The sequence below is a fragment of the Novosphingobium aquiterrae genome (assembly GCF_042434435.1).
Lineage (GTDB): Bacteria > Pseudomonadota > Alphaproteobacteria > Sphingomonadales > Sphingomonadaceae > Novosphingobium > Novosphingobium aquiterrae.
Map to the genome: position 1 here is coordinate 195747 of NZ_JBHLTL010000011.1, position 18526 is coordinate 214272.

Consider the following 18526-nt stretch of genomic DNA (forward strand, 5'->3'; position numbering starts at 1 on the left):
CTAGCGGGCTGCGATGGACTGGCAAGCGCTGATGGATGAGGACTGGTTCTGGTATTTCGCGATGCCGGGCCTTTGTGCGGCAATCATCGCCGTGGCTGCCTGGCGCGCCGACAGACGGCGGATGCGCCGCTCAGACCCGGACGCGGTCGGCTTGTTGCCGTGGCGGGACGTGGCGTTCTGGTCGACCTTTTTCGCCGCGATCCTGCTGGGCGCGGCGCTGCGGGCGTGGCTGCGCTCGGCTTAGAGGCAGGCCTCGAGATAGGCCTGGTCGAAGCCGAACTGGCGGGCCTTTTCCAGGGTGTAGGGGCGCAGGCCACTGGGGCGGAATTCGCCGATGATCTTGCCGTCGTCGGTTTCGTCCAGATATTCGAACTTGAAAAGTTCCTGGGTGACGATGACATCGCCTTCCATCCCGATCACCTCGGTGATGTTGGTGGTGCGGCGCGAACCGTCGCGCAGGCGCTTGACCTGGACGATGATGTCGACCGATTCGGCGATCTGGCGGCTGATAGCTTCCTTGGGGATCTTGATGTCGCCCATCAGGATCATGTTTTCCATACGGCCCAGGCATTCGCGCGGGCTGTTGGCGTGCAGCGTACACATCGATCCGTCGTGACCGGTGTTCATTGCGGCGAGCAGGTCGAAGCACTCCGCGCCGCGGATTTCGCCCAGGATGATCCGGTCAGGACGCATACGCAGGGCGTTCTTGACGAGATCGCCGATGGTGATCGCGCCCTGGCCTTCCAGGTTCGGGGGGCGGGTTTCCAGTGGCAGCCAGTGCGGCTGCTGCAAGCGCAGTTCGGCGGCGTCTTCGATGGTCAGCACACGCTCGCCCGGGTCGATCATCTTCGACAGGGCGTTGAGCATGGTCGTTTTACCCGAACCGGTACCGCCCGAAATGACGATGTTCATGCGGCAAGCGCCGGCAATCTTCAGCGCGGTTGCCATCTTGTCGCTCATCGACCCGAAGTCGCGCAGCATGTCGATGGTGATCGGCTTTTCGGAAAACTTACGAATCGAGATCGCGGTGCCGCGCAGCGACAGCGGCGGGACGATGACGTTGACGCGGCTGCCGTCCTTGAGACGGGCGTCGGCCAGCGGCGTGGTCTGGTCGACGCGGCGGCCGACCTGGTTGACGATGCGCTGGGCGATCTGGAACAGGTGGCTTTCGTCGCGGAAGCGAATCGGGGCGAGCGTCAGCTTGCCCTTCTTTTCGATGTAGGTCTGGTCCGGGCCGTTGACCATGATGTCCGATACGTCGGGATCGTTGAGCAGTTCTTCCAGCGGACCGAAGCCCAGCAGCTCGTCGATCAGCACCTTTTCCAGCGCGAACTGTTCGCGGCGGTTGAGGGTAACCTTCAGCTCGGCCAGCACTTCCAGGATGATCGGGCGGAATTCTTCCGAGAGCTCGTCCTTGGTCAGGGTAGCCGCCGCTTCGGGATCGACGCGTTCGAGCAGGCGCGGCAGCACCTGTTCCTTGATCTTGTGGACCGATGCTTCGAAGCCTTCGGCGTTATAGGTATTTTCGTGGACGCCGTTGACCCGGTCGGCCAGCCGGGTCATCGCATCGACGTTCTTGTTGTTGCTGTTATCGCCGGCCGGAAGCGCCATTTCCTCGCCGGGCAGCGGCGGGAACTGGTCGCCGCCGAAAGGCGCCGGCACATTGGGCTTGGCCCCTTCGGAGCCGCCTTTCATCGGGCGCGCGACGCCGAATTGCGGGCGAGCCGAAGGGCCCATGCCACTTGCGCCGTTGCGTCGGCCGAATGCGCTCATCTTGCCTACACCCTCGAATTCAAGCCACCAGCACTAAGTCCGGCATGGCTACTGTGTGCCTTACGGGTTTGGTGAATAAACCGGAAACTTTGAAGATTTCCTAAAGCGGCGAACCAAACCTGCTGACTGCAAGCAGCCTTTGCGCATCGTCTCACCCGCGCTACAGCGTCCCCCTACGAATTATCGCAGAGTTGTTTCGATGACCTTTCGCTCATTTTCCTGTGCCATGGCCCTGTTGATAGCCGCGACGCCGCTAGCCGCCGGCCCGGCTGAGGACGCGTTGCCCGGCTTCATGGCCGGGACGTGGATGATGGAAGATGGTCCATCCTGGAGCGACGAATTGTGGTCCGACGCCAAGGGCGGCCTGATGCTGGGCGTATCGCGAACCGGGTTCGGCAAGGACGTGCGTATCTGGGAAATGGCGCGGATAGAGCGAAAGGTGGACGGTTCAGTCAGCTTTTACGCCCAGCCGCGCGGACGCACCGAAACCGAATTCAGGCAGGTACTGCGCAGCACCGATGCGGTTGAGTTCGCCAATCCGGCGAACGATTATCCGCAGCGCATCCGCTATTGGCGGCAGGGCCAACTCCTGATGGCAGAGATTTCGAAGCTCGACGGCAGCGATGCGATGCGCTGGAACTATCGCCCTGTCGTGGCTCCGGCGGAGTAGCGCCAATGACCCGTCAGCGTGCCTTCATGCAGGTCGATGTCTTCACTGCGGTGCCCTACAAAGGCAATCCGGTTGCAGTGGTGCTCGATGGCGCGGGACTGAGCGATGCCGAAATGCAGGCCTTCGCCAACTGGACCAACCTGTCCGAAACAACCTTTGTGCTGCCTGCCACCGATGCCGCAGCCGATTACCGCCTGCGCATCTTCACCCCCAAGGACGAGCTGCCCTTTGCCGGACATCCGACACTGGGCAGCGCCCATGCCGTGGTCGCCGCCGGGCTTGCCACGCCGCGCGCTGGCCGGCTGGTGCAGCAGTGCGAAGTCGGTCTGGTCGAGCTTGCGGTCGATGGCGATGCGTTGTCGTTTCGTCTACCGCGCTATGCCCTGGAACCGCTTGACGATCCGGAGGCAACGGCCTGGCTGGGCCAGGGCGTGCAGGTGCTGGGCAAACCGCACGCGGTCAATGTCGGGCCGACCTGGCTGATCGTGGAGCTTGCCGACCTGGCTACACTGGATCAATTGAGTCACGATCCGGCGCGGCTGACCCGCTATTACCACGCGACCGGAATGACCGGGGCGACAGTCTATGCCGTTGCGGGGGGCCGGGTAATGGTCCGCAGCTTCGCGCCGGGCGACGGTATTCCGGAAGATCCCGTCTGCGGCAGCGGCAACGCGGCCGTGGCAGCCTATCGCCTGGCCATGGGCCAAGTGACGGCGGGCGATGCCTATATCGCCAGTCAGGGCACCCAGCTGGGGCGCGACGGCAAGGTTTCGATCCGCGTCGACGGCAATGACATCCACGTCGGCGGAAACTGCGTTATCTGTGTGTCAGGGCAGGTGACGCTTTAGCCAAGGCTGAATTTGAGCAACCGAAGGCTCTTTGGCTCGGCGTAACTATTTGTCGATGCGGGATAATATTGCACCTGATCGAGGAGCCCAGGAAAAGTCGCTTTCCTACAATACCATTCCCGAAATGGGACGTACGTATTGTCACAATAAAAGCAGATAAAGGTCGCCGCGTCGATTACTCAACCGGAGGACTATTCGTGCCCAAATTGCCCAGCGACGCCCCGCAGTTCGATCCGCTGTACAAGCTGATACTCGTCAGTCTGCTGGTCTTCATGTTCGGTTTGTTCGTAACCAACGAGCAGGCCCGGCTGGTCTTCCTCCACCCGTTTTCTTGACGGCTTGTCCGAAGCTTCAACGGCAAAGGGCGGCCTGTGGGGCCGCCCTTCGTGTTTCTGCAGACCCTTTCGGGCGGTTCAGCCTGCGACGTGCTCCGCCAGAACGGTCAGGCCGTTCTCGCCGACTTCGGCAAAGCCGCCCTGGACCAGGATTTCCTCGGGCTGGGCGCCCTCGCTCTTGTAGACCTTGAGCGTGCCGTCGCGGACGGTCGACATGAAGGGTGCGTGGCCTTCAAGCACGCCAAACTCGCCTTCGGTTCCCGGAACGACGACCATGTAGACGTCGTCCGAACGGACCAGGCGCGCAGGCGTGACGAGTTCGAAGTGCAGGGCCATCAGCCTTACGCCTCGTCCGCCATCTTCTTGGCCTTGGCGACTGCTTCGTCGATCCCGCCGACCATGTAGAAGGCGGCTTCGGGCAGGTGATCGTATTCACCATCGACCACGGCCTTGAACGACTTCACGGTGTCTTCAACCTGGACGAACTTGCCCGGGATGTTGGTGAAGACTTCGGCGACGTGGAACGGCTGGCTGAGGAAGCGCTGAATCTTGCGGGCGCGGGCCACGGTCAGCTTATCTTCTTCGCTCAGTTCGTCCATGCCGAGAATGGCGATGATGTCCTGCAGCGACTTGTACTTCTGCAGGGTTTCCTGGACGCGGCGGGCAACGTCGTAGTGCTCCTGGCCGACGACGGCCGGGGTCAGCACGCGCGACGTCGAGTCGAGCGGGTCGACCGCCGGGTAGATGCCCAGCTCCGAAATCGCGCGGTTGAGCGTGGTCGTCGCGTCCAAGTGGGCGAACGAGGTGGCCGGCGCGGGGTCGGTAAGATCGTCCGCGGGCACGTAGATCGCCTGGACCGAGGTGATCGAGCCCTTGTTGGTCGAGGTGATGCGTTCCTGCAGCGCGCCCATGTCGGTCGCCAGGGTCGGCTGATAGCCCACCGCCGAAGGAATACGACCGAGCAGCGCCGACACTTCCGAACCCGCCTGGGTGAAGCGGAAGATGTTGTCGACGAAGAACAGCACGTCCTGGCCTTCCTCGTCGCGGAAGTATTCGGCCATGGTCAGGCCCGACAGGGCGACGCGGGCACGCGCGCCCGGGGGCTCGTTCATCTGGCCGAACACGAGGGCGACCTTCGAGCCTTCGGGGGTCGGGTTGCCATCGGCATCCTTCATAATGACCTTGGCGTCGAGGAATTCGTGGTAGAGATCGTTGCCTTCGCGGGTTCGTTCACCCACGCCCGCGAAGACCGAGACGCCGCCGTGGCCCTTGGCGATGTTGTTGATCAGTTCCTGGATCAGCACGGTCTTGCCCACGCCGGCGCCGCCGAACAGGCCGATCTTGCCGCCGCGCGCATAGGGGGCGAGCAGATCGATCACCTTGATGCCGGTGACGAGAATGGCCGCTTCGGTCGACTGGTCGACGAATTCGGGGGCCTTGGCGTGGATCGGATTCTTCTTTGCAGCGCCGATGGGGCCCTGTTCGTCAATCGGCTCACCGATCACGTTCATGATCCGGCCCAGCGTCATCGGGCCGACCGGGACCGAGATCTGCGCGCCCGTTGCAGTCACCGGCTGGCCGCGGGTCAAGCCGTCGGTCGCGTCCATGGCGATGGTGCGTACGGTGTTCTCACCCAGGTGCTGCGCCACTTCGAGCACCAGGCGGTTGCCGTTGTTGTCGGTTTCGAGCGCCGAGAGGATCGCCGGCAGCTCGCCGTCGAAGGCGACGTCGACGACGGCGCCGATGACCTGGCTGATGCGTCCGCCAGCGGTGTTCGCGGCAGCGGCCGTGGTGGCCTTCTTGCGGGTCTTGGGAGCGGCAGTAGCCATTTTCTGTTCCTTGCCTTTGATCTCTTAGAGCGCTTCGGCGCCAGCGATGATTTCAATGAGTTCGGTGGTGATCGCGGCCTGTCGGCTGCGGTTGTACTGGATGGTCAGCTTGCCGATCAGGTCGCCGGCGTTGCGCGTGGCATTGTCCATCGCGGTCATCGACGCGCCCTGTTCCGACGCCATGTTCTCGAGCAGCGCGCCGAACAGCTGGGTCTTGAGGTAACGCGGCAGCAGCGCGGCGAGGATTTCCTCCTCGTCGGGCTCGTATTCCACCGCGGCGCTGCCGGCGGCGGTCTCGACGACCTTGGGCGCAGGCACGGGGATGATCTGCTGCTCGGTCGGTTCCTGGACCAGTGCGGAGCGGAACTTCGAATAGAACAGGTGGGCGACGTCGAACTTGCCCGCCTCGTAGAGCGCGACCAGTTCGGCGGCGATCTTCTCGGCTTCGGTGTAGCCGGGTTCGCGCACCTCGGTGGTGTCGAACATCGCCAGCACGTCCTTGGGATACTCGCGGCGGATCACCGCGCGGCCCTTGCGTCCGACGAGGTAGAACAGCACCGTCTTGCCCTCGGCCTTGAGGCGGCGAGCGGCGACCAGCGCGGCCTTGACGATGTTCGAGTTGAACGCGCCCGCCAGGCCCTTGTCGCTGTTGGCGACGACCAGCAGGTGGACCTGGTCCTTGCCGGTGCCGGCAAGCAGCTTCGGGCTGTTTTCGCTGACCACGACCTTGCTTGCGATCGAGCCCATCACCGTGGCCAATCGCGCGGCATAGGGACGCGCGGCTTCGGCCGCGGCCTGCGCCTTGCGCAGCTTGGCGGCGGCGACCATCTGCTTGGCCTTGGTGATCTTCTGGGTCGACTTGACCGAGTTGATCCGCCCTTTGAGTTCCTTAAGCGAGGCCATGAAGCCTTACCCCTTCAGTGGATCAGGCGAACTGCTTCGCGAAAGCGTCGAGTGCGGCAACGGTCTGCTTCTTCGCATCGTCGCCGAAATCGCGGGTGTCGCGGATCAACTTGAGCGTATCGGCATGGCTGTCGCGCATGAAGCTGAGCATTTCGGCTTCGTACTCGGTAACCTTGTTGACCGGAATCGCATCGAGATAGCCGTTGGTACCGGCGAAGATCGAGACGGTCTGCTCTTCGAACGACAGCGGGCTGAACTGGGCCTGCTTGAGCAGCTCGGTCAGGCGCGAACCGCGGTTGAGCAGCTTCTGGGTCGAAGCGTCGAGGTCCGAACCGAACTGGGCGAATGCCGCCATTTCGCGGTACTGCGCCAGCTCCAGCTTGATCGAGCCCGAAACCTTCTTCATCGCCTTGGTCTGGGCAGCGCCGCCGACGCGGCTGACCGACAGGCCGACGTTGATCGCCGGCCGCACGCCCTGATAGAACAGGCCGGTTTCGAGGAAGATCTGGCCATCGGTGATCGAGATCACGTTGGTCGGGATGTAGGCCGAAACGTCACCCGCCTGGGTTTCGATGATCGGCAGCGCGGTGAGGCTGCCGCCGCCCTGGCTGTCGTTCATCTTGGCCGCGCGTTCGAGCAGACGTGAGTGCAGATAGAACACGTCGCCCGGATAGGCTTCGCGGCCCGGCGGGCGGCGCAGCAGCAGCGACATCTGGCGATAGGCCACGGCCTGTTTGGAAAGGTCGTCATAGACGATCACGGCGTGCATGCCGTTGTCGCGGAAGAATTCGCCCATGGTCGCGCCGGTGTAGGGCGCCAGGTACTGCAGCGGGGCCGGTTCCGACGCGGTCGCGGCGACGACGATCGAATATTCCATCGCGCCGTTTTCTTCGAGCTGGCGGACGATCTGCGCCACGGTCGAGCGCTTCTGGCCGACGGCGACATAGATGCAGTACAGCTTCTTCTTCTCGTCGGTGCCGGCGTTGGCCTCCTTCTGGTTGATGAAGGTGTCGATCGCCACGGCGGTCTTGCCGGTCTGGCGGTCACCGATGATCAGTTCGCGCTGGCCGCGGCCGACGGGGACGAGGGCGTCGATCGCCTTGAGCCCGGTCTGGACCGGTTCGTTGACCGACTGGCGCGGAATGATGCCCGGTGCCTTGACTTCGACGCGCTGACGGGTGGCGCCTTCGATCGGACCCTTGCCGTCGATCGGGTTGCCCAGCGCGTCGACCACGCGGCCGAGCAGGCCCTTGCCGACGGGTACGTCAACGATCGTACCGGTGCGCTTGACGACATCGCCTTCCTTGATCTCGGCGTCCGAGCCGAAAATCACGACGCCGACGTTGTCGGCTTCGAGGTTGAGCGCCATGCCCTGCACGCCGTTGGCGAAGGCGACCATTTCACCGGCCTGGACGTTGTCGAGTCCGTGGATGCGGGCGATACCGTCACCGACCGACAGCACCGAACCGACTTCCGAGACCTGGGCCTCGGTGCCGAAGTTGGCGATCTGGTCCTTGATGACCTTCGAGATTTCAGCGGCGCGGATATCCATCATTCAGCCTTTCATCGAATTCTTGCAGTAAGGGCCGTTCAGCCCTTCATCGCCGAAGCGAGCGTGTTCAAACGGGTGCGGATCGAGCTGTCGATCTGGGTCGAGCCGATCCGGACGACGAGGCCGCCGAGAATCTCGGGATCGACCTTCGCGGTAATCTTGACGTCCTTGCCTTCGCGCGCTTTCAGGCGTTCGGACAGCTGCTTGAGCTGTGCGGCGCTGAGCGGGTGGGCGCTGGTGACTTCGGCGCTGGCTTCGCCGCGGGCGGCGGCAGCGATGGTGACGAAGGCGCGGACGACCTCGGGCAGCTTGCCGAGACGACGGTTGGCCGCCAGCACACCGAGGAAATTCTTCGTCAGCGGCGACAGGCCAAGCACCCCGGCAACAGCGTCGATCGCCCGTGCTGCAGCATCGCGGCCGATCTGCGGGTTGCGAATCAACGCGGCAAGATCCTGTGAGCCGAGAATCGCCTGCGCCAGCTTTTCCAGGTCGGATTCGACCGCGCTGACGGCGGCCTGCTCACTCGCCAAATCATAAAGGGCAGAGGCATATCGCCCTTGCAGACTGGCCGTAATGCCGCCGGAATTCTCCACGCGCTCAGGTTCCTTGCATCGGGTGCGTTGGCAGGGCAGAACCGGCACCGGACGTGCCTTTTGCCCCTTGGACGGGGGCGCGCATAGCGGCGATTTTGCTGCGATGCAAGGTGGCAAGGCCGTGAAGTTTTCCGGGGAGGTTGCATTGGCGGAGTGGATCACGCTGACGATGGGCGATGGCCATGCCATGCCTTGCTATCACGCCATGCCCGAGGGCGCGCAGCGGGGCGGGCTGATCCTGGTTCAGGAAATCTTCGGGGTGACCGAGCACATCCGCGAACTGTGCGATGAATATGCCGCCGATGGCTATGAAGTGCTGAGCCCCGGGCTGTTCGACCGACAACAGCCGGGCTGCGCCCTCGGTTATTCCGGCGCCGACTGGGAGCGTGCGGTCCAGATCGCCCGGCAAGAGCACGACTGGGACCAGGGTATCGACGATACCGCGCGCTGCGTGGCGTGGATGAAAGAGAAGGGCGGGCCGGTCTTCATGGTCGGCTATTGCTTTGGCGGATCGGTATCATGGCGCATGGCCCAGCTGTCCGACGATCTCGATGCGGCGAGCTGCTATTACGGCGGCTACATCGCCACCCGCTTTGCCGACGATGCGCCCAAATGCGCGACGATCACCCATTTCGGGCGCTACGATTCGATGGTGCCGATCGAGCCGGTCGAAAAGCTGATCGAGAAGGCGCACCCCACCGCGCAGCACTTCATCTACGAGGCTGGACACGGTTTCAATTCCGACCGGCGCAAGGATTACCACCCGGAAAGCGCCGAACTGGCCAAAGAGCGCACCTTGATGCTGTTCAAGGCCTTGGGCGGCTGACATGGCGCGGATCCTGATCGTCCTGCCGCAAAGCGATTTCGATCCAACCGAAGTGGCGTTTCCGTGGAAGGTGTGGACCGAAGCAGGCCATAGCGTCAACTTCGCCACCGAAACCGGCCAGCCCGGCACCTGCGATCCGATCACCTTGACCGGAGAGGGCCTGCCTGGGTTGGCCAAGTCGCTCCGCGCCCGGCCCGCGGCGCGCGCGGCCTATGCCGCGATGATCGCCGATCCCGACTATCGCCGCCCGATCACCTGGGCTGCAGCCCGCGCCAGCGACTTTGCCGCGCTGCACTTTCCTGGCGGCCATGCCCCGGGGATGAAACGCTATTGCGAATCGGGCGAGGTGCACCGCCTTGCGCGCGAGGCCTTTGCTGCCAGCCAGCCGGTCAGCGCGATCTGCCACGGGGTGCTGCCTGTGGCGCGCTCGGGCGCACTGTCGGGGCGGCGCACGACCGCGTTGACCGCCGTGCAGGAAGGCATTTCGGTGGCGCTGACCCAGCGCGCACTGCCCGGCCATTACCGCACCTATGGTGAAAGCGTCGAGGCCGAGGTAATCCGCCTGATCGGCCCTGGCGGCGGCTTCGAGCGCGGCCCGCTGATCCTGCGCTATGCCGATAGCACGGCCCCGCACGTCGGCTTCGTGGTGCAGGACCTGCGCTATCTCTCGGCGCGCTGGCCCGGCGATGCCTGGACCCTGGCCGAGCGGCTGCTCGATCTGCTTTGAACGCAAGGCGCGGGACGCAACATTCGTAAGGGCGCGGTAGTTGCGAGTCTCCATCGCAAGGAGCCCGACCATGACCTATCGCATTACCGGACTTGAGCCCGACGCGTTCGCGCCGCTGTTCGCGCTGTCCGACGCCGACCTGGTCGCGCGCAATGCCCGCCGCGTCACCGCCGCGGCATCGCGCGGCTATCCGTGCCGTATCTCGCTGGAAGATGCGGGTGAGGGCGAAGAATTGATCCTGCTTCATCACACCAGCCACGATGTCGCCACGCCCTATTGCAGCGCCTACGCCATCTACGTGCGCAAGGAGGTTGCGACCGCCGACTACGTCGACGCGGTCCCGCCGGTGTTCGAAGGCCGTCCGCTCGGCCTGCGCGGCTTCGATGAAGGCGGCATCTTGCGCGATGCCCGGCTCGCTTTGCCGGGTCAGGCCGACGACAGGATCAGGGACCTTCTCGACAATCCCGCCGTTGCCTATATCCATGCCCACAACGCCGCGCACGGCTGCTTTGCCGCGCGGATCGACCGCCATGGAGACGTGTCGTGATTCTCGACGCCGACGAATGCTGGACCGCCGCGCTGGCCCGCGACCGCAGCTATGACGGGCGGTTCGTCTCGGGCGTACTCTCGACCGGAATCTATTGCCGCCCGTCGTGCCCGGCGCGCCACCCCAAGCGCGAGAACGTGCGCTTCTTCACCGATGGGGCCGCAGCGCGCGAGGCAGGGTTGCGCCCGTGCCTGCGCTGCAGCCCCGACGATGTCAGCCGCGACGAACGCGCGGTGCTCGCCGCGATCACCGCGATCAAGGCGGCGGGGCAGCCGCTGGCTCTGGCTGAGCTTGCAGGCGAGGCGGGCTATTCTGCGGCGCATTTCCAGCGGGTGTTCAAGCGCCACACCGGCCTGTCGCCCGCTGCCTTTGCCCGTGCGCTAATGGCGGAGCGCGCCGCAGACGCCCTGACCGAAGAAGGTTCGGTTACAGACGCAATCTATGCCGCAGGCTATTCCGCGCCATCGCGGTTCTATGAAGGCACGCAAGGGAGACTGGGGATGACACCATCAGCCTGGGCCAATGGCGGCAAGGGCGCGACGATCCACTGGGCGGTGGTGGATACTTCGCTGGGCCGGATGCTGGTGGCCGCAACTGCCAAAGGCGTGTGCCGCCTGTCCTTCAACGAAGGGCGCGAGGCGCTGGAGCAGCGCTTCCCGCAGGCTGAACTTGTCGAAGGCGGGGCCGCGTTCTCGGCGCTGCTGGATGAAGTCATTGCCGCTGTCGAAACGCCCGGCGATTTTGGCCATATCCCGATCGACGTCAAAGGGACTGCCTTTCAGGAAGCGGTATGGCGCGAACTGCGCAAAATTCCTCTGGGTGAAACCCGGACCTATGCGGAACTTGCGGCCGCAGTGGGCAAGCCCAAGGCGGTGCGCGCCGCCGGCAGCGCCAATGGATCGAACCACGTATCGGTGCTGATCCCCTGCCACCGGGTAATCCGCACAGGGGGCGGGCTGGGCGGCTATGCCTGGGGCCTCGATATCAAGCGCAAGCTGCTGGAGAAGGAATCGAAATGAACGCAAAGGTCGAAGCATTCCGCGCGCTTCACGTGCCGGGTGATCCGCTGGTCCTGTTCAACATCTGGGACGCAGGGAGCGCCAAGGCGGTCGCCGATGCGGGGGCGAAGGCGATCGCCACCGGCAGCTACGGCGTGGCCGAGGCGCAGGGGTTCAAGGACGGCGAAACCTTCCCGCTCGACCGTGCGCTCGATGTCGTCGCCGGGGTGCTGCGTGTGACCGACCTGCCGGTGACCTTCGACATGGAATCGGGCTATGGCGACACGCCCGAAGCGGTCGGCCGCTCGGTCGCGCGGGCTCTGGAAGCGGGCGCTGCGGGAATAAACATGGAAGACCGGATGCCTAGTGAGACGGCGCTGGTCCCGCTTGCCGAGCAGGCCGCGCGGCTGAAGGCGGCAGCGGAGACCGGCATTTTCGTCAATGCCCGCTGCGACCTGTTCCGCGGCCAGCCGCCGGAAAGCCACGGGGCGCTGGTCAGCGCCGTGCTCGAACGGGCGCGGGCCTATGCCGATGCCGGGGCGAGCGGACTGTTCGTCCCGTTCACCACCGACCTGTCGGCGCTGGGCGCGATCTGTGACGGCTCGCCGCTGCCGGTCAACATCATCTGGAACCCCGCCTTCCGCGACCGTGCCCAACTGGCCGAACTCGGCGCGGCGCGGATCAGTCACGGTCACCGTCCCTGGGCGGCGGCGATGGACTGGGTCGGGGCCATGGCCAAGGTAGTGCTGACCGGGGGCAAGCCACCTTACGATGCGAGTTGACGACAGGGTGACCCTGTGTATTATATGAATAATACAGAAATGGGGGAATAGTCGTGAACCAGATCAAGCCAGCCGACCCGGCATTGCCACTGCGGATATTGCGATTCCCCTTGACCGCGATGATCATCGGCTTCGTGGTCTTTTCCTTCGCGTATGGCCTTTCCGCACAGCCTGCCAGCCGCGCGATGCCGTGGCATGGCACACCCCTGCAGGCCCTGGCCGCCCTTGCTGGTGCTGCACTGGGGATCGGCTTGTACAAGCTGTTCCGACGTTACGTTGAAGGCGGCCTTGATACCGAATTTCCCCTTGCCGTGGCTACACGCGAACTCGGAACCGGCCTGCTGTTCGGGTTTCTGCTGTTTTCGGCCATGACCGGGGTGGTCTGGCTGCTCGGCGGGATCCAGTTTCAGGGGGTGCGCGGCATGGGCAACCTGTGGGGCATGATCGCGCTGGGGATCATTTCGGGCACCTTCGAGGAAATCCTCTTTCGCGGCATCCTGTTCCGCCAGTTCGAAGCGATGCTCGGCACCTGGGCGGCGTTGGCGATCACCTCGATCCTGTTCGGCGCGGGCCATATCTTCAACCCCGGCGCGACCTGGTTCAGTTCCTTCGCGATCGCGGTCGAGGCCGGGATTCTGCTTGGCGCGGCCTACATGGTCACGCGGCGCCTGTGGTTCCCGATCGCCATCCATGCCGCCTGGAACTTTACCCAGGGCTGGGTCTTCAGCGTGCCGGTCTCGGGCGGCGACGCGCCGCAGGGCTTGCTGATTACCACTCGTAACGGCCCGGAGTGGTTGACCGGCGGTGCCTTCGGGCTTGAGGCCAGCGTCGTGGCCTTGGTCGTGGCCACGCTGGCCGGGGTGTTTCTGCTGCTCCGCGCGATCAAGCGCGACGGCACGCGGCCGCCGATGTGACTCAGGCCGGCCGTGCCCAGCCCGGCCGTGCCGGTTCCAGCGTCTCCAGAAAGTCTTCCGCCGACCTGAGGTATTCACTGCGCTTGTCGGCGTCCATGCGTTTCCACGTCGCATAGGGATTGGCAAGCCGGCGGTTGCCTTTGAGCGTGTCGGCATTGCGCGCCAGGAAGTGCCAGTACAGCGCGTTGAACGGGCAGGCATCAGGACCGGTCTTGTGCTTCACGTTATAGCGGCACGACCCGCAGTAATTGCTCATCCGGTCGATATAGGCGCCGCTGGCTGCATAAGGCTTTGACGCCAGCCTGCCGCCATCGGCGTAGAGGGCCATCCCGGCCACGTTGGGCAGTTCCACCCAGTCGAAGGCGTCGGCATAGACGACCAGAAACCAGTCGGCGACGTCCTGCGGCCTGACCCCGGTGAGCAGGGCGAAATTGCCCAATACCATCAGGCGCTGGATATGATGGGCATAGGCGTTGTCGCGGGTGGTCCGCACGCAGTCCGCCAGGCAGGCCATGTCGGTCTCGCCGGTCCAATAGAAGGCCGGCAACGGGCGCTTGGCGTTCAGCGCATTGGCCGCGGCCAGATCTGGCATGGTCTGCCAGTAGACCCCGCGGACGTATTCGCGCCAACCGATGATCTGGCGGATAAAACCCTCTGCGGCGGCCAGTGGAACCCTGCCCCTGCGGTATTCGGCCTCGACGCGGCGACACAGGTCCAGCGGATCGATCAGCCCGAGGTTGATCGCCGGCGACAGGACAGCGTGAAACAGGAAGTCTTCGCCAGCGACCATCGCGTCCTGCCACTGACCGAATGTGGGCAGCCGGTGCGCCAGGAAGTCTGCCACCGCCCGTTCAGCTTCGGCCGCTGTGATCGGCCAGCCGAATGCGTCCAGCGACCCGAAGTGATCCTTGAAGCGCGACTCGGCCAGACCAATGACCGCGAGGGTCGTGGCATCGGGCGGAAACCGCAGCGGTGCGGGCGCAGTCAGGCCCTTGGGCGGGCCGGAGCGGTTCTCCGCGTCGTAATTCCATTTGCCGCATTCGGGATGCTCGCCCTCCATCAGCAAGCCGGTCTTGCGCCGCATTTCGCGGTAGAAGAATTCCATGCGCCATTCGCGCCGACCCTTCGTCCAATGGGCAAATTCCGCCCTGGTGCACAGAAAGCGGTCGTCCTCGATCAGTTCCACCGGCAGCTTGAGCCGTGCGGACCATGTCTCGCAGTCGTTGAGGACTCGCCATTCGCTCGGCTCGACCATCCGCACTACGTCGGGCCGGTGGCGTTCGGCCGCGCGCTTCACTTCGCCGAAAAACGACTGGGTGTTGGCCGGGTCGTCCAGCGTCACATAGTCGACGTTCCAGCCCGCCGCGCGCAGCTCTTCGGCGAAGTGGCGCATGGCCGAAAGGATCAGGACGATCTTGGCCTTGTGGTGTCTGATGAAAGTTGCCTCCTCGGCGACCTCCATCATCAGGACCACGCTATCCGCTTGGCGACTTTGCGCCAGGCTGGCCAGCGCGTGGCTCAGCTGGTCGCCCAGCACCGGGATAAGGACCGGCCCGGTCATACGAAACTGTAGGGATCGATATCCACGGCTACCCTTACGCCTTGCGGGAAGTCCAGCTTGCCCAGCCAGTCCCGGATCACGTCCTGCACCTGCGCGGTGCGCCGGGCATTGATCAGCAGACGATAACGATAGCGGCCGCGCAACAGGGCCAAAGGGGCAGGGGCCGGGCCCAGCACCATGACGTCGGGCAGGTTGGGGCGCGCCCCGCCAATTGCCCGGGCAGCTTCGCGCGCCTCGGCCTCGGTCTCGCTCGACACGATGATTGCTGCCCAGCGCCCGAACGGGGGGGCGCCCGCGTCCTTGCGCGCTTCGGCTTCGGCGGCGTAGAACGCGTCGCGGTCCCCGGCGGCGAGCGCGGCGATCACCGCGGCTTCGGGATGGCGGGTCTGGATCAGCACCGCGCCGGGCTTTTCGCCGCGACCGGCGCGCCCGGCGACCTGGGCGATCTGCTGGTACGTGCGTTCGCCCGCGCGCAGGTCGCCGCCTTCAAGGCCGAGGTCGGCATCGACCACCCCCACCAATGTCAGTTCGGGGAAGTGATAGCCCTTGGTCACCAGCTGGGTGCCGATGATCACGTCGATCGCCCCACCTTCGGCCGCGGCAACGAAAGCGCCGATCTTTTCGGGCGTGTTGAGCGTGTCCGACGTCACCAGCGCCAGCCGTGCCTCTGGCAGCAGTTCCGCCACTTCGTCGGCGATGCGCTCCACGCCGGGGCCGCAGGCAACCAGACAATCGCCGGTATGGCACTCGGGGCATTCCTCCGGCACCGGCGTTTCGTGTCCGCAATGATGGCAGGCAAGGCGGCGTGACAGACGATGTTCGACCAGCCAGGCGCTGCAATTGGGGCACTGAAAGCGATAGCCGCAGTGCCGGCACAGCGTCAGCGGGGCATAGCCGCGGCGGTTGAGGAACAGCAGCGACTGCTCGCCGCGTTCCAGCCGCGCGCGCATTTCCGCAACCAGTCGGGGCGCCAGCCAATGCCCGCGCTCGGGCACTTCGCTGCGCAGGTCGACGATGTCGATGGCCGGCAATTCCGCGCCGCCAAAACGCGCGGGCAGGTCGATCTTCTCGTAAACCCCGGCCTCGGCCAGCTGCAGTGATTCGAGCGCCGGGGTGGCACTCGCCAGGATCACCGGGATCTTCTCGAAGCGGGCTCGGATCACCGCGACGTCGCGGGCGTTATAGCGCACCCCGTCGTCCTGCTTGAACGAGACCTCGTGCGCCTCGTCGACCACGATCAGGCCGAGCTGGCGGTACGGCATGAAAAGTGCCGAGCGCGCCCCGACCACCACCTGCGCCTCACCGGACACGATCGCCCGCCAGGCGCGGCGGCGCTCGCTTTGCTTGAGGCTGGAATGCCACAGCACCGGCGGCGTGCCGAAGCGCGCTTCGAAGCGGCGCAGGAAGTTCTGGGTCAGGGCGATTTCGGGGAGCAGGACCAGCACCTGGCGGTTCTGCCGGATCGCTTCGGCGACGGCTTCGAAATAGCATTCGGTCTTGCCCGAACCGGTCACCCCGTCGAGCAGGAACGGGGCAAAGGCCGCGTCCTGCACCGCGACGACGAAGCGGTCGGCCGCCGCCTGCTGATCCTCCGACAGATCGGGCGCGGCGTGATCGGGCCGGGCGCGGGGATAGGGCCGGTCAAGATCGACCGTCACCGGTTCGAGCAGCCCCGCACCCAGCATCCCGCGCAGCACCCCATCGGAGACGCTGGCCAGCTCGGCCAGTTCGCGAATGCTCGCCTGTTCGCCGTGCAGCGCGTCGAGGGCCGCGGCGCGCTGCGGGGTCATCCGCTTGGGTTCAAGCCCGGACAGGCGGTACTCGGTGGTCGATCCGCCGCCGCGCAGCGCTGCCATCGATCCCAGCGCCATTCGCGCCACTCCGTTCATTGGAGCGCAGTAGTAATCGGCGGTCCATTCGATCAGGCGGCGCAGCGGGGCCGGGAAAGGCGGCACCGGCAGCACTTCCAGGATGGGACGCAGTTTGGCATCGGGAACTTCGGCGCCGGGCAGCCGTTCCGCTTCCCAGACAATGCCCAGTACCTGGCGCGGACCCAGTGGTGCAAGCACGACAGAGCCGATTTCTGTCGTCATTCCAGCGGGAAGACGATAGTCAAGGACGCTGAGCGCGGGATTGAAGACAAGGAGTCGGAGGCGGGTCATCGGTGACGCTTCTATGCAGCCAACCAGGCAGCGTAGTCACCCCCGCCGGGTCATTCTTTCGGTAAAGGGAACACGGGACAATGCAGACCAATCCGCAAATGGCCGTCGCGCGTCGTGGTTTCATCCTTGGCGCCGGCGCGACGGCGACTCTTGCGGTCACCGGTTGCACTGGGCTTGGCGGTTTTTCGATGACCGAGGCGCTGAAGCGGCTGCTGACCCTGTCGTCGCAGAATGCCTTTGCCAAGCTGACCGCACCCGGCGGGTTCTGGGACAGCGCTGTCGCGCGGTTCGACGTGCCCGAACTGTTCGCTGGCAGCGGCGGCCTGATCAAGACGCTGCTGTCTTCGGGCGTGTTCCGCCAGCAGTTGCAGCGCCAGCTTAACGTGGTGGCAGAAAAGGGCGCCGAACGGGCCGCGCCGATCGTGCTCGACACGGTGCGCAACATCTCGATCCCCGATGCCATCGGCCTGGTTCGCGGCGGACCGACCGCGGCGACGACCTGGCTGCGCGGACAGATGGGTTCGGCATTAATCAATGCCATGGTCCCCGGCCTGTCCGACGCGATCCGGATCAGCGGCGATCCGGTGCTGGGCAAGGCCATCGCGGCGCTGTCGGGGGTCGACATCGGCTCGGTCGCGCAAGCGGTCGCCAACCGGGCCGACAATTCGATCTGGTCGCAGATCGGCGTGGAGGAAAGCGCGATCCGCGCCAATCCGCAAAGCACCAACGATCCGCTGCTGATCGCTATGCTGAAAGTGCTTTAAGGGACAAGGGGCGGGCGCGGGGCTTGGTCCAGCGCCGGTTTGGTGTCTATAGCACCGGGTGACTCGCGATCAGGAGCGCAGACCCGTGAAATTCTTTGCCGACACCGCCGAAATCGCCGACATCAAGGAACTGGCCGCCACCGGCCTGCTCGACGGCGTCACCACCAACCCCAGCCTGATCATGAAATCGGGGCGCGACTTCCTGGAAGTGACCAAGGAAATCTGCGGCATCGTCGACGGTCCGGTCAGCGCCGAAGTGGTCGCGCTGGACTATGACGGGATGATGCGCGAGGCGGCAATCCTGCGCAAGATCGCCGACAACGTGTGCATCAAGGTGCCGATGACGCTCGATGGCCTCAAAACCTGCAAGGCGCTGACCGACGACGGATCGATGGTCAACGTCACGCTGTGCTTCAGCGCCAACCAGGCGCTGCTCGCGGCCAAGGCCGGGGCAACTTTCGTCTCGCCCTTCGTCGGCCGCCACGACGACAACGGCTTCGACGGGATGGAGCTGATCAGCGACATCCGCCTGATCTATGACAACTATGATTTCGCCACCGAGATCCTCGTCGCTTCGGTGCGCCACGGGATCCACGTGCTCGAAGCCGCCAAGATCGGCGCCGACGTGATGACCGCGCCGCCCGCGGTGATCAAGGGGCTGGTCAAGCACGTCCTGACCGACAAGGGCATCGAAGGCTTCCTGGCCGACTGGGCCAAGACCGGGCAGACGATCTGACAACTC

General features: G+C 64.9%; 20 protein-coding genes. 12 read left to right on the forward strand and 8 right to left on the reverse strand.

Annotated features, from left to right (window positions below):
• Positions 1–13 precede the first annotated feature (13 nt).
• Entirely contained in the window at positions 14–244 is a 231-nt protein-coding gene (locus tag ACFFF7_RS14490) for a hypothetical protein (protein WP_379482068.1), read from the forward strand.
• Here ACFFF7_RS14490 and ACFFF7_RS14495 read toward each other — a convergent pair.
• The gene (locus ACFFF7_RS14495; RefSeq protein ID WP_379482069.1) at positions 241–1773 is read right to left on the reverse strand and encodes a TadA family conjugal transfer-associated ATPase; all 1533 of its coding nucleotides are present in this window, start codon (positions 1771–1773) and stop codon (positions 241–243) included. The two genes, ACFFF7_RS14490 and ACFFF7_RS14495, sit on opposite strands and share 4 nt — an antisense overlap.
• A gap of 226 nt (positions 1774–1999) precedes the next feature.
• Between ACFFF7_RS14495 and ACFFF7_RS14500 the strand changes: the two genes are divergently transcribed.
• From ACFFF7_RS14500 to ACFFF7_RS14510, 3 genes are all read left to right on the forward strand, one after another.
• Positions 2000–2443 carry a DUF6265 family protein gene (locus ACFFF7_RS14500; RefSeq protein WP_379482070.1) on the forward strand — a complete coding sequence of 148 codons (444 nt, stop codon included), beginning with the start codon at positions 2000–2002 and terminating at the stop codon, positions 2441–2443.
• 5 nt (positions 2444–2448) lie between these two features.
• A complete protein-coding gene (locus tag ACFFF7_RS14505; protein WP_379482071.1) occupies positions 2449–3291 on the forward strand; it encodes a PhzF family protein in 843 nt (280 codons plus the stop codon).
• A gap of 197 nt (positions 3292–3488) precedes the next feature.
• Positions 3489–3626: a hypothetical protein gene (locus ACFFF7_RS14510; RefSeq protein WP_379482072.1), complete on the forward strand. Its 138-nt coding sequence runs from the start codon at positions 3489–3491 to the stop codon at positions 3624–3626.
• A 78-nt stretch (positions 3627–3704) separates the two neighbouring features.
• Here ACFFF7_RS14510 and ACFFF7_RS14515 read toward each other — a convergent pair whose 3' ends face one another.
• The 5 genes from ACFFF7_RS14515 to ACFFF7_RS14535 are packed head-to-tail and all read right to left on the reverse strand — an operon-like array spanning position 3705 to position 8503.
• A complete protein-coding gene (locus ACFFF7_RS14515) occupies positions 3705–3962 on the reverse strand; it encodes an ATP synthase F1 subunit epsilon (protein WP_379482073.1) in 258 nt (85 codons plus the stop codon).
• 5 nt (positions 3963–3967) lie between these two features.
• Complete coding sequence (gene atpD / locus ACFFF7_RS14520; protein WP_379482074.1) at positions 3968–5455, reverse strand: F0F1 ATP synthase subunit beta; 1488 nt, start codon at positions 5453–5455, stop codon at positions 3968–3970.
• Positions 5456–5479: 24 nt separating this feature from the next.
• Positions 5480–6358, reverse strand: a complete 879-nt coding sequence (locus ACFFF7_RS14525) for a F0F1 ATP synthase subunit gamma (RefSeq protein ID WP_379482075.1) — start codon at positions 6356–6358, stop codon at positions 5480–5482.
• 22 nt (positions 6359–6380) lie between these two features.
• Positions 6381–7910, reverse strand: coding sequence for a F0F1 ATP synthase subunit alpha (gene atpA, locus ACFFF7_RS14530; RefSeq protein ID WP_379482366.1), 1530 nt, complete (start codon positions 7908–7910; stop codon positions 6381–6383).
• A gap of 38 nt (positions 7911–7948) precedes the next feature.
• Positions 7949–8503, reverse strand: a complete 555-nt coding sequence (locus ACFFF7_RS14535; protein ID WP_379482076.1) for a F0F1 ATP synthase subunit delta — start codon at positions 8501–8503, stop codon at positions 7949–7951.
• Between the two features lie 121 nt (positions 8504–8624).
• On the opposite strand from ACFFF7_RS14535, the gene ACFFF7_RS14540 reads away from it, so the two are divergent.
• The 6 genes from ACFFF7_RS14540 to ACFFF7_RS14565 all read left to right on the forward strand — a co-directional run bounded on the left by ACFFF7_RS14540 (position 8625) and on the right by ACFFF7_RS14565 (position 13297).
• Positions 8625–9329: a dienelactone hydrolase family protein gene (locus tag ACFFF7_RS14540; protein ID WP_379482077.1), complete on the forward strand. Its 705-nt coding sequence runs from the start codon at positions 8625–8627 to the stop codon at positions 9327–9329.
• A 1-nt stretch (position 9330) separates the two neighbouring features.
• The gene (locus ACFFF7_RS14545) at positions 9331–10056 is read left to right on the forward strand and encodes a type 1 glutamine amidotransferase domain-containing protein (RefSeq protein ID WP_379482078.1); all 726 of its coding nucleotides are present in this window, start codon (positions 9331–9333) and stop codon (positions 10054–10056) included.
• Between the two features lie 70 nt (positions 10057–10126).
• Positions 10127–10603 carry a DUF1203 domain-containing protein gene (locus ACFFF7_RS14550; RefSeq protein WP_379482079.1) on the forward strand — a complete coding sequence of 159 codons (477 nt, stop codon included), beginning with the start codon at positions 10127–10129 and terminating at the stop codon, positions 10601–10603.
• Positions 10600–11622 (forward strand): bifunctional transcriptional activator/DNA repair enzyme AdaA, encoded by a 1023-nt coding sequence (locus ACFFF7_RS14555; RefSeq protein ID WP_379482080.1) that lies wholly within the window; start codon positions 10600–10602, stop codon positions 11620–11622. The genes ACFFF7_RS14550 and ACFFF7_RS14555 overlap by 4 nt, the downstream gene beginning before the upstream one ends.
• Positions 11619–12383: an isocitrate lyase/PEP mutase family protein gene (locus ACFFF7_RS14560; protein WP_379482081.1), complete on the forward strand. Its 765-nt coding sequence runs from the start codon at positions 11619–11621 to the stop codon at positions 12381–12383. Before ACFFF7_RS14555 ends, ACFFF7_RS14560 begins: the two co-directional genes overlap by 4 nt.
• A gap of 119 nt (positions 12384–12502) precedes the next feature.
• Positions 12503–13297 (forward strand): CPBP family intramembrane glutamic endopeptidase, encoded by a 795-nt coding sequence (locus ACFFF7_RS14565; RefSeq protein WP_379482367.1) that lies wholly within the window; start codon positions 12503–12505, stop codon positions 13295–13297.
• A gap of 1 nt (position 13298) precedes the next feature.
• Here ACFFF7_RS14565 and ACFFF7_RS14570 read toward each other — a convergent pair whose 3' ends face one another.
• The gene (locus tag ACFFF7_RS14570) at positions 13299–14858 is read right to left on the reverse strand and encodes a cryptochrome/photolyase family protein (protein ID WP_379482082.1); all 1560 of its coding nucleotides are present in this window, start codon (positions 14856–14858) and stop codon (positions 13299–13301) included.
• A complete protein-coding gene (locus tag ACFFF7_RS14575) occupies positions 14855–17020 on the reverse strand; it encodes a primosomal protein N' (RefSeq protein WP_379482083.1) in 2166 nt (721 codons plus the stop codon). The genes ACFFF7_RS14570 and ACFFF7_RS14575 overlap by 4 nt, the downstream gene beginning before the upstream one ends.
• Before the next feature lie 80 nt (positions 17021–17100).
• On the opposite strand from ACFFF7_RS14575, the gene ACFFF7_RS14580 reads away from it, so the two are divergent.
• Together ACFFF7_RS14580 and fsa are read left to right on the forward strand one after the other, a co-directional pair.
• Positions 17101–17784 (forward strand): DUF4197 domain-containing protein, encoded by a 684-nt coding sequence (locus ACFFF7_RS14580; RefSeq protein ID WP_379482084.1) that lies wholly within the window; start codon positions 17101–17103, stop codon positions 17782–17784.
• Positions 17785–17869: 85 nt separating this feature from the next.
• A complete protein-coding gene (fsa, locus tag ACFFF7_RS14585) occupies positions 17870–18520 on the forward strand; it encodes a fructose-6-phosphate aldolase (protein WP_379482085.1) in 651 nt (216 codons plus the stop codon).
• Positions 18521–18526 lie beyond the last annotated feature (6 nt).

What these genes read in the sequence shown, in the direction of transcription:
- ACFFF7_RS14565 (WP_379482367.1), top strand. Translation starts at nt 12,503, where the DNA reads ATGATCATCGGCTTCGTGGTCTTTTCCTTCGCGTATGGCCTTTCCGCA.
- atpA (WP_379482366.1), bottom strand. Translation starts at nt 7,910, where the DNA reads ATGGATATCCGCGCCGCTGAAATCTCGAAGGTCATCAAGGACCAGATC.
- ACFFF7_RS14575 (WP_379482083.1), bottom strand. Translation starts at nt 17,020, where the DNA reads ATGACCCGCCTCCGACTCCTTGTCTTCAATCCCGCGCTCAGCGTCCTT.
- ACFFF7_RS14570 (WP_379482082.1), bottom strand. Translation starts at nt 14,858, where the DNA reads ATGACCGGGCCGGTCCTTATCCCGGTGCTGGGCGACCAGCTGAGCCAC.
- ACFFF7_RS14495 (WP_379482069.1), bottom strand. Translation starts at nt 1,773, where the DNA reads ATGAGCGCATTCGGCCGACGCAACGGCGCAAGTGGCATGGGCCCTTCG.
- ACFFF7_RS14580 (WP_379482084.1), top strand. Translation starts at nt 17,101, where the DNA reads ATGCAGACCAATCCGCAAATGGCCGTCGCGCGTCGTGGTTTCATCCTT.
- atpD (WP_379482074.1), bottom strand. Translation starts at nt 5,455, where the DNA reads ATGGCTACTGCCGCTCCCAAGACCCGCAAGAAGGCCACCACGGCCGCT.
- ACFFF7_RS14500 (WP_379482070.1), top strand. Translation starts at nt 2,000, where the DNA reads ATGGCCCTGTTGATAGCCGCGACGCCGCTAGCCGCCGGCCCGGCTGAG.
- ACFFF7_RS14505 (WP_379482071.1), top strand. Translation starts at nt 2,449, where the DNA reads ATGACCCGTCAGCGTGCCTTCATGCAGGTCGATGTCTTCACTGCGGTG.
- ACFFF7_RS14515 (WP_379482073.1), bottom strand. Translation starts at nt 3,962, where the DNA reads ATGGCCCTGCACTTCGAACTCGTCACGCCTGCGCGCCTGGTCCGTTCG.
- ACFFF7_RS14550 (WP_379482079.1), top strand. Translation starts at nt 10,127, where the DNA reads ATGACCTATCGCATTACCGGACTTGAGCCCGACGCGTTCGCGCCGCTG.
- ACFFF7_RS14560 (WP_379482081.1), top strand. Translation starts at nt 11,619, where the DNA reads ATGAACGCAAAGGTCGAAGCATTCCGCGCGCTTCACGTGCCGGGTGAT.
- ACFFF7_RS14490 (WP_379482068.1), top strand. Translation starts at nt 14, where the DNA reads ATGGACTGGCAAGCGCTGATGGATGAGGACTGGTTCTGGTATTTCGCG.
- ACFFF7_RS14525 (WP_379482075.1), bottom strand. Translation starts at nt 6,358, where the DNA reads ATGGCCTCGCTTAAGGAACTCAAAGGGCGGATCAACTCGGTCAAGTCG.
- ACFFF7_RS14545 (WP_379482078.1), top strand. Translation starts at nt 9,331, where the DNA reads ATGGCGCGGATCCTGATCGTCCTGCCGCAAAGCGATTTCGATCCAACC.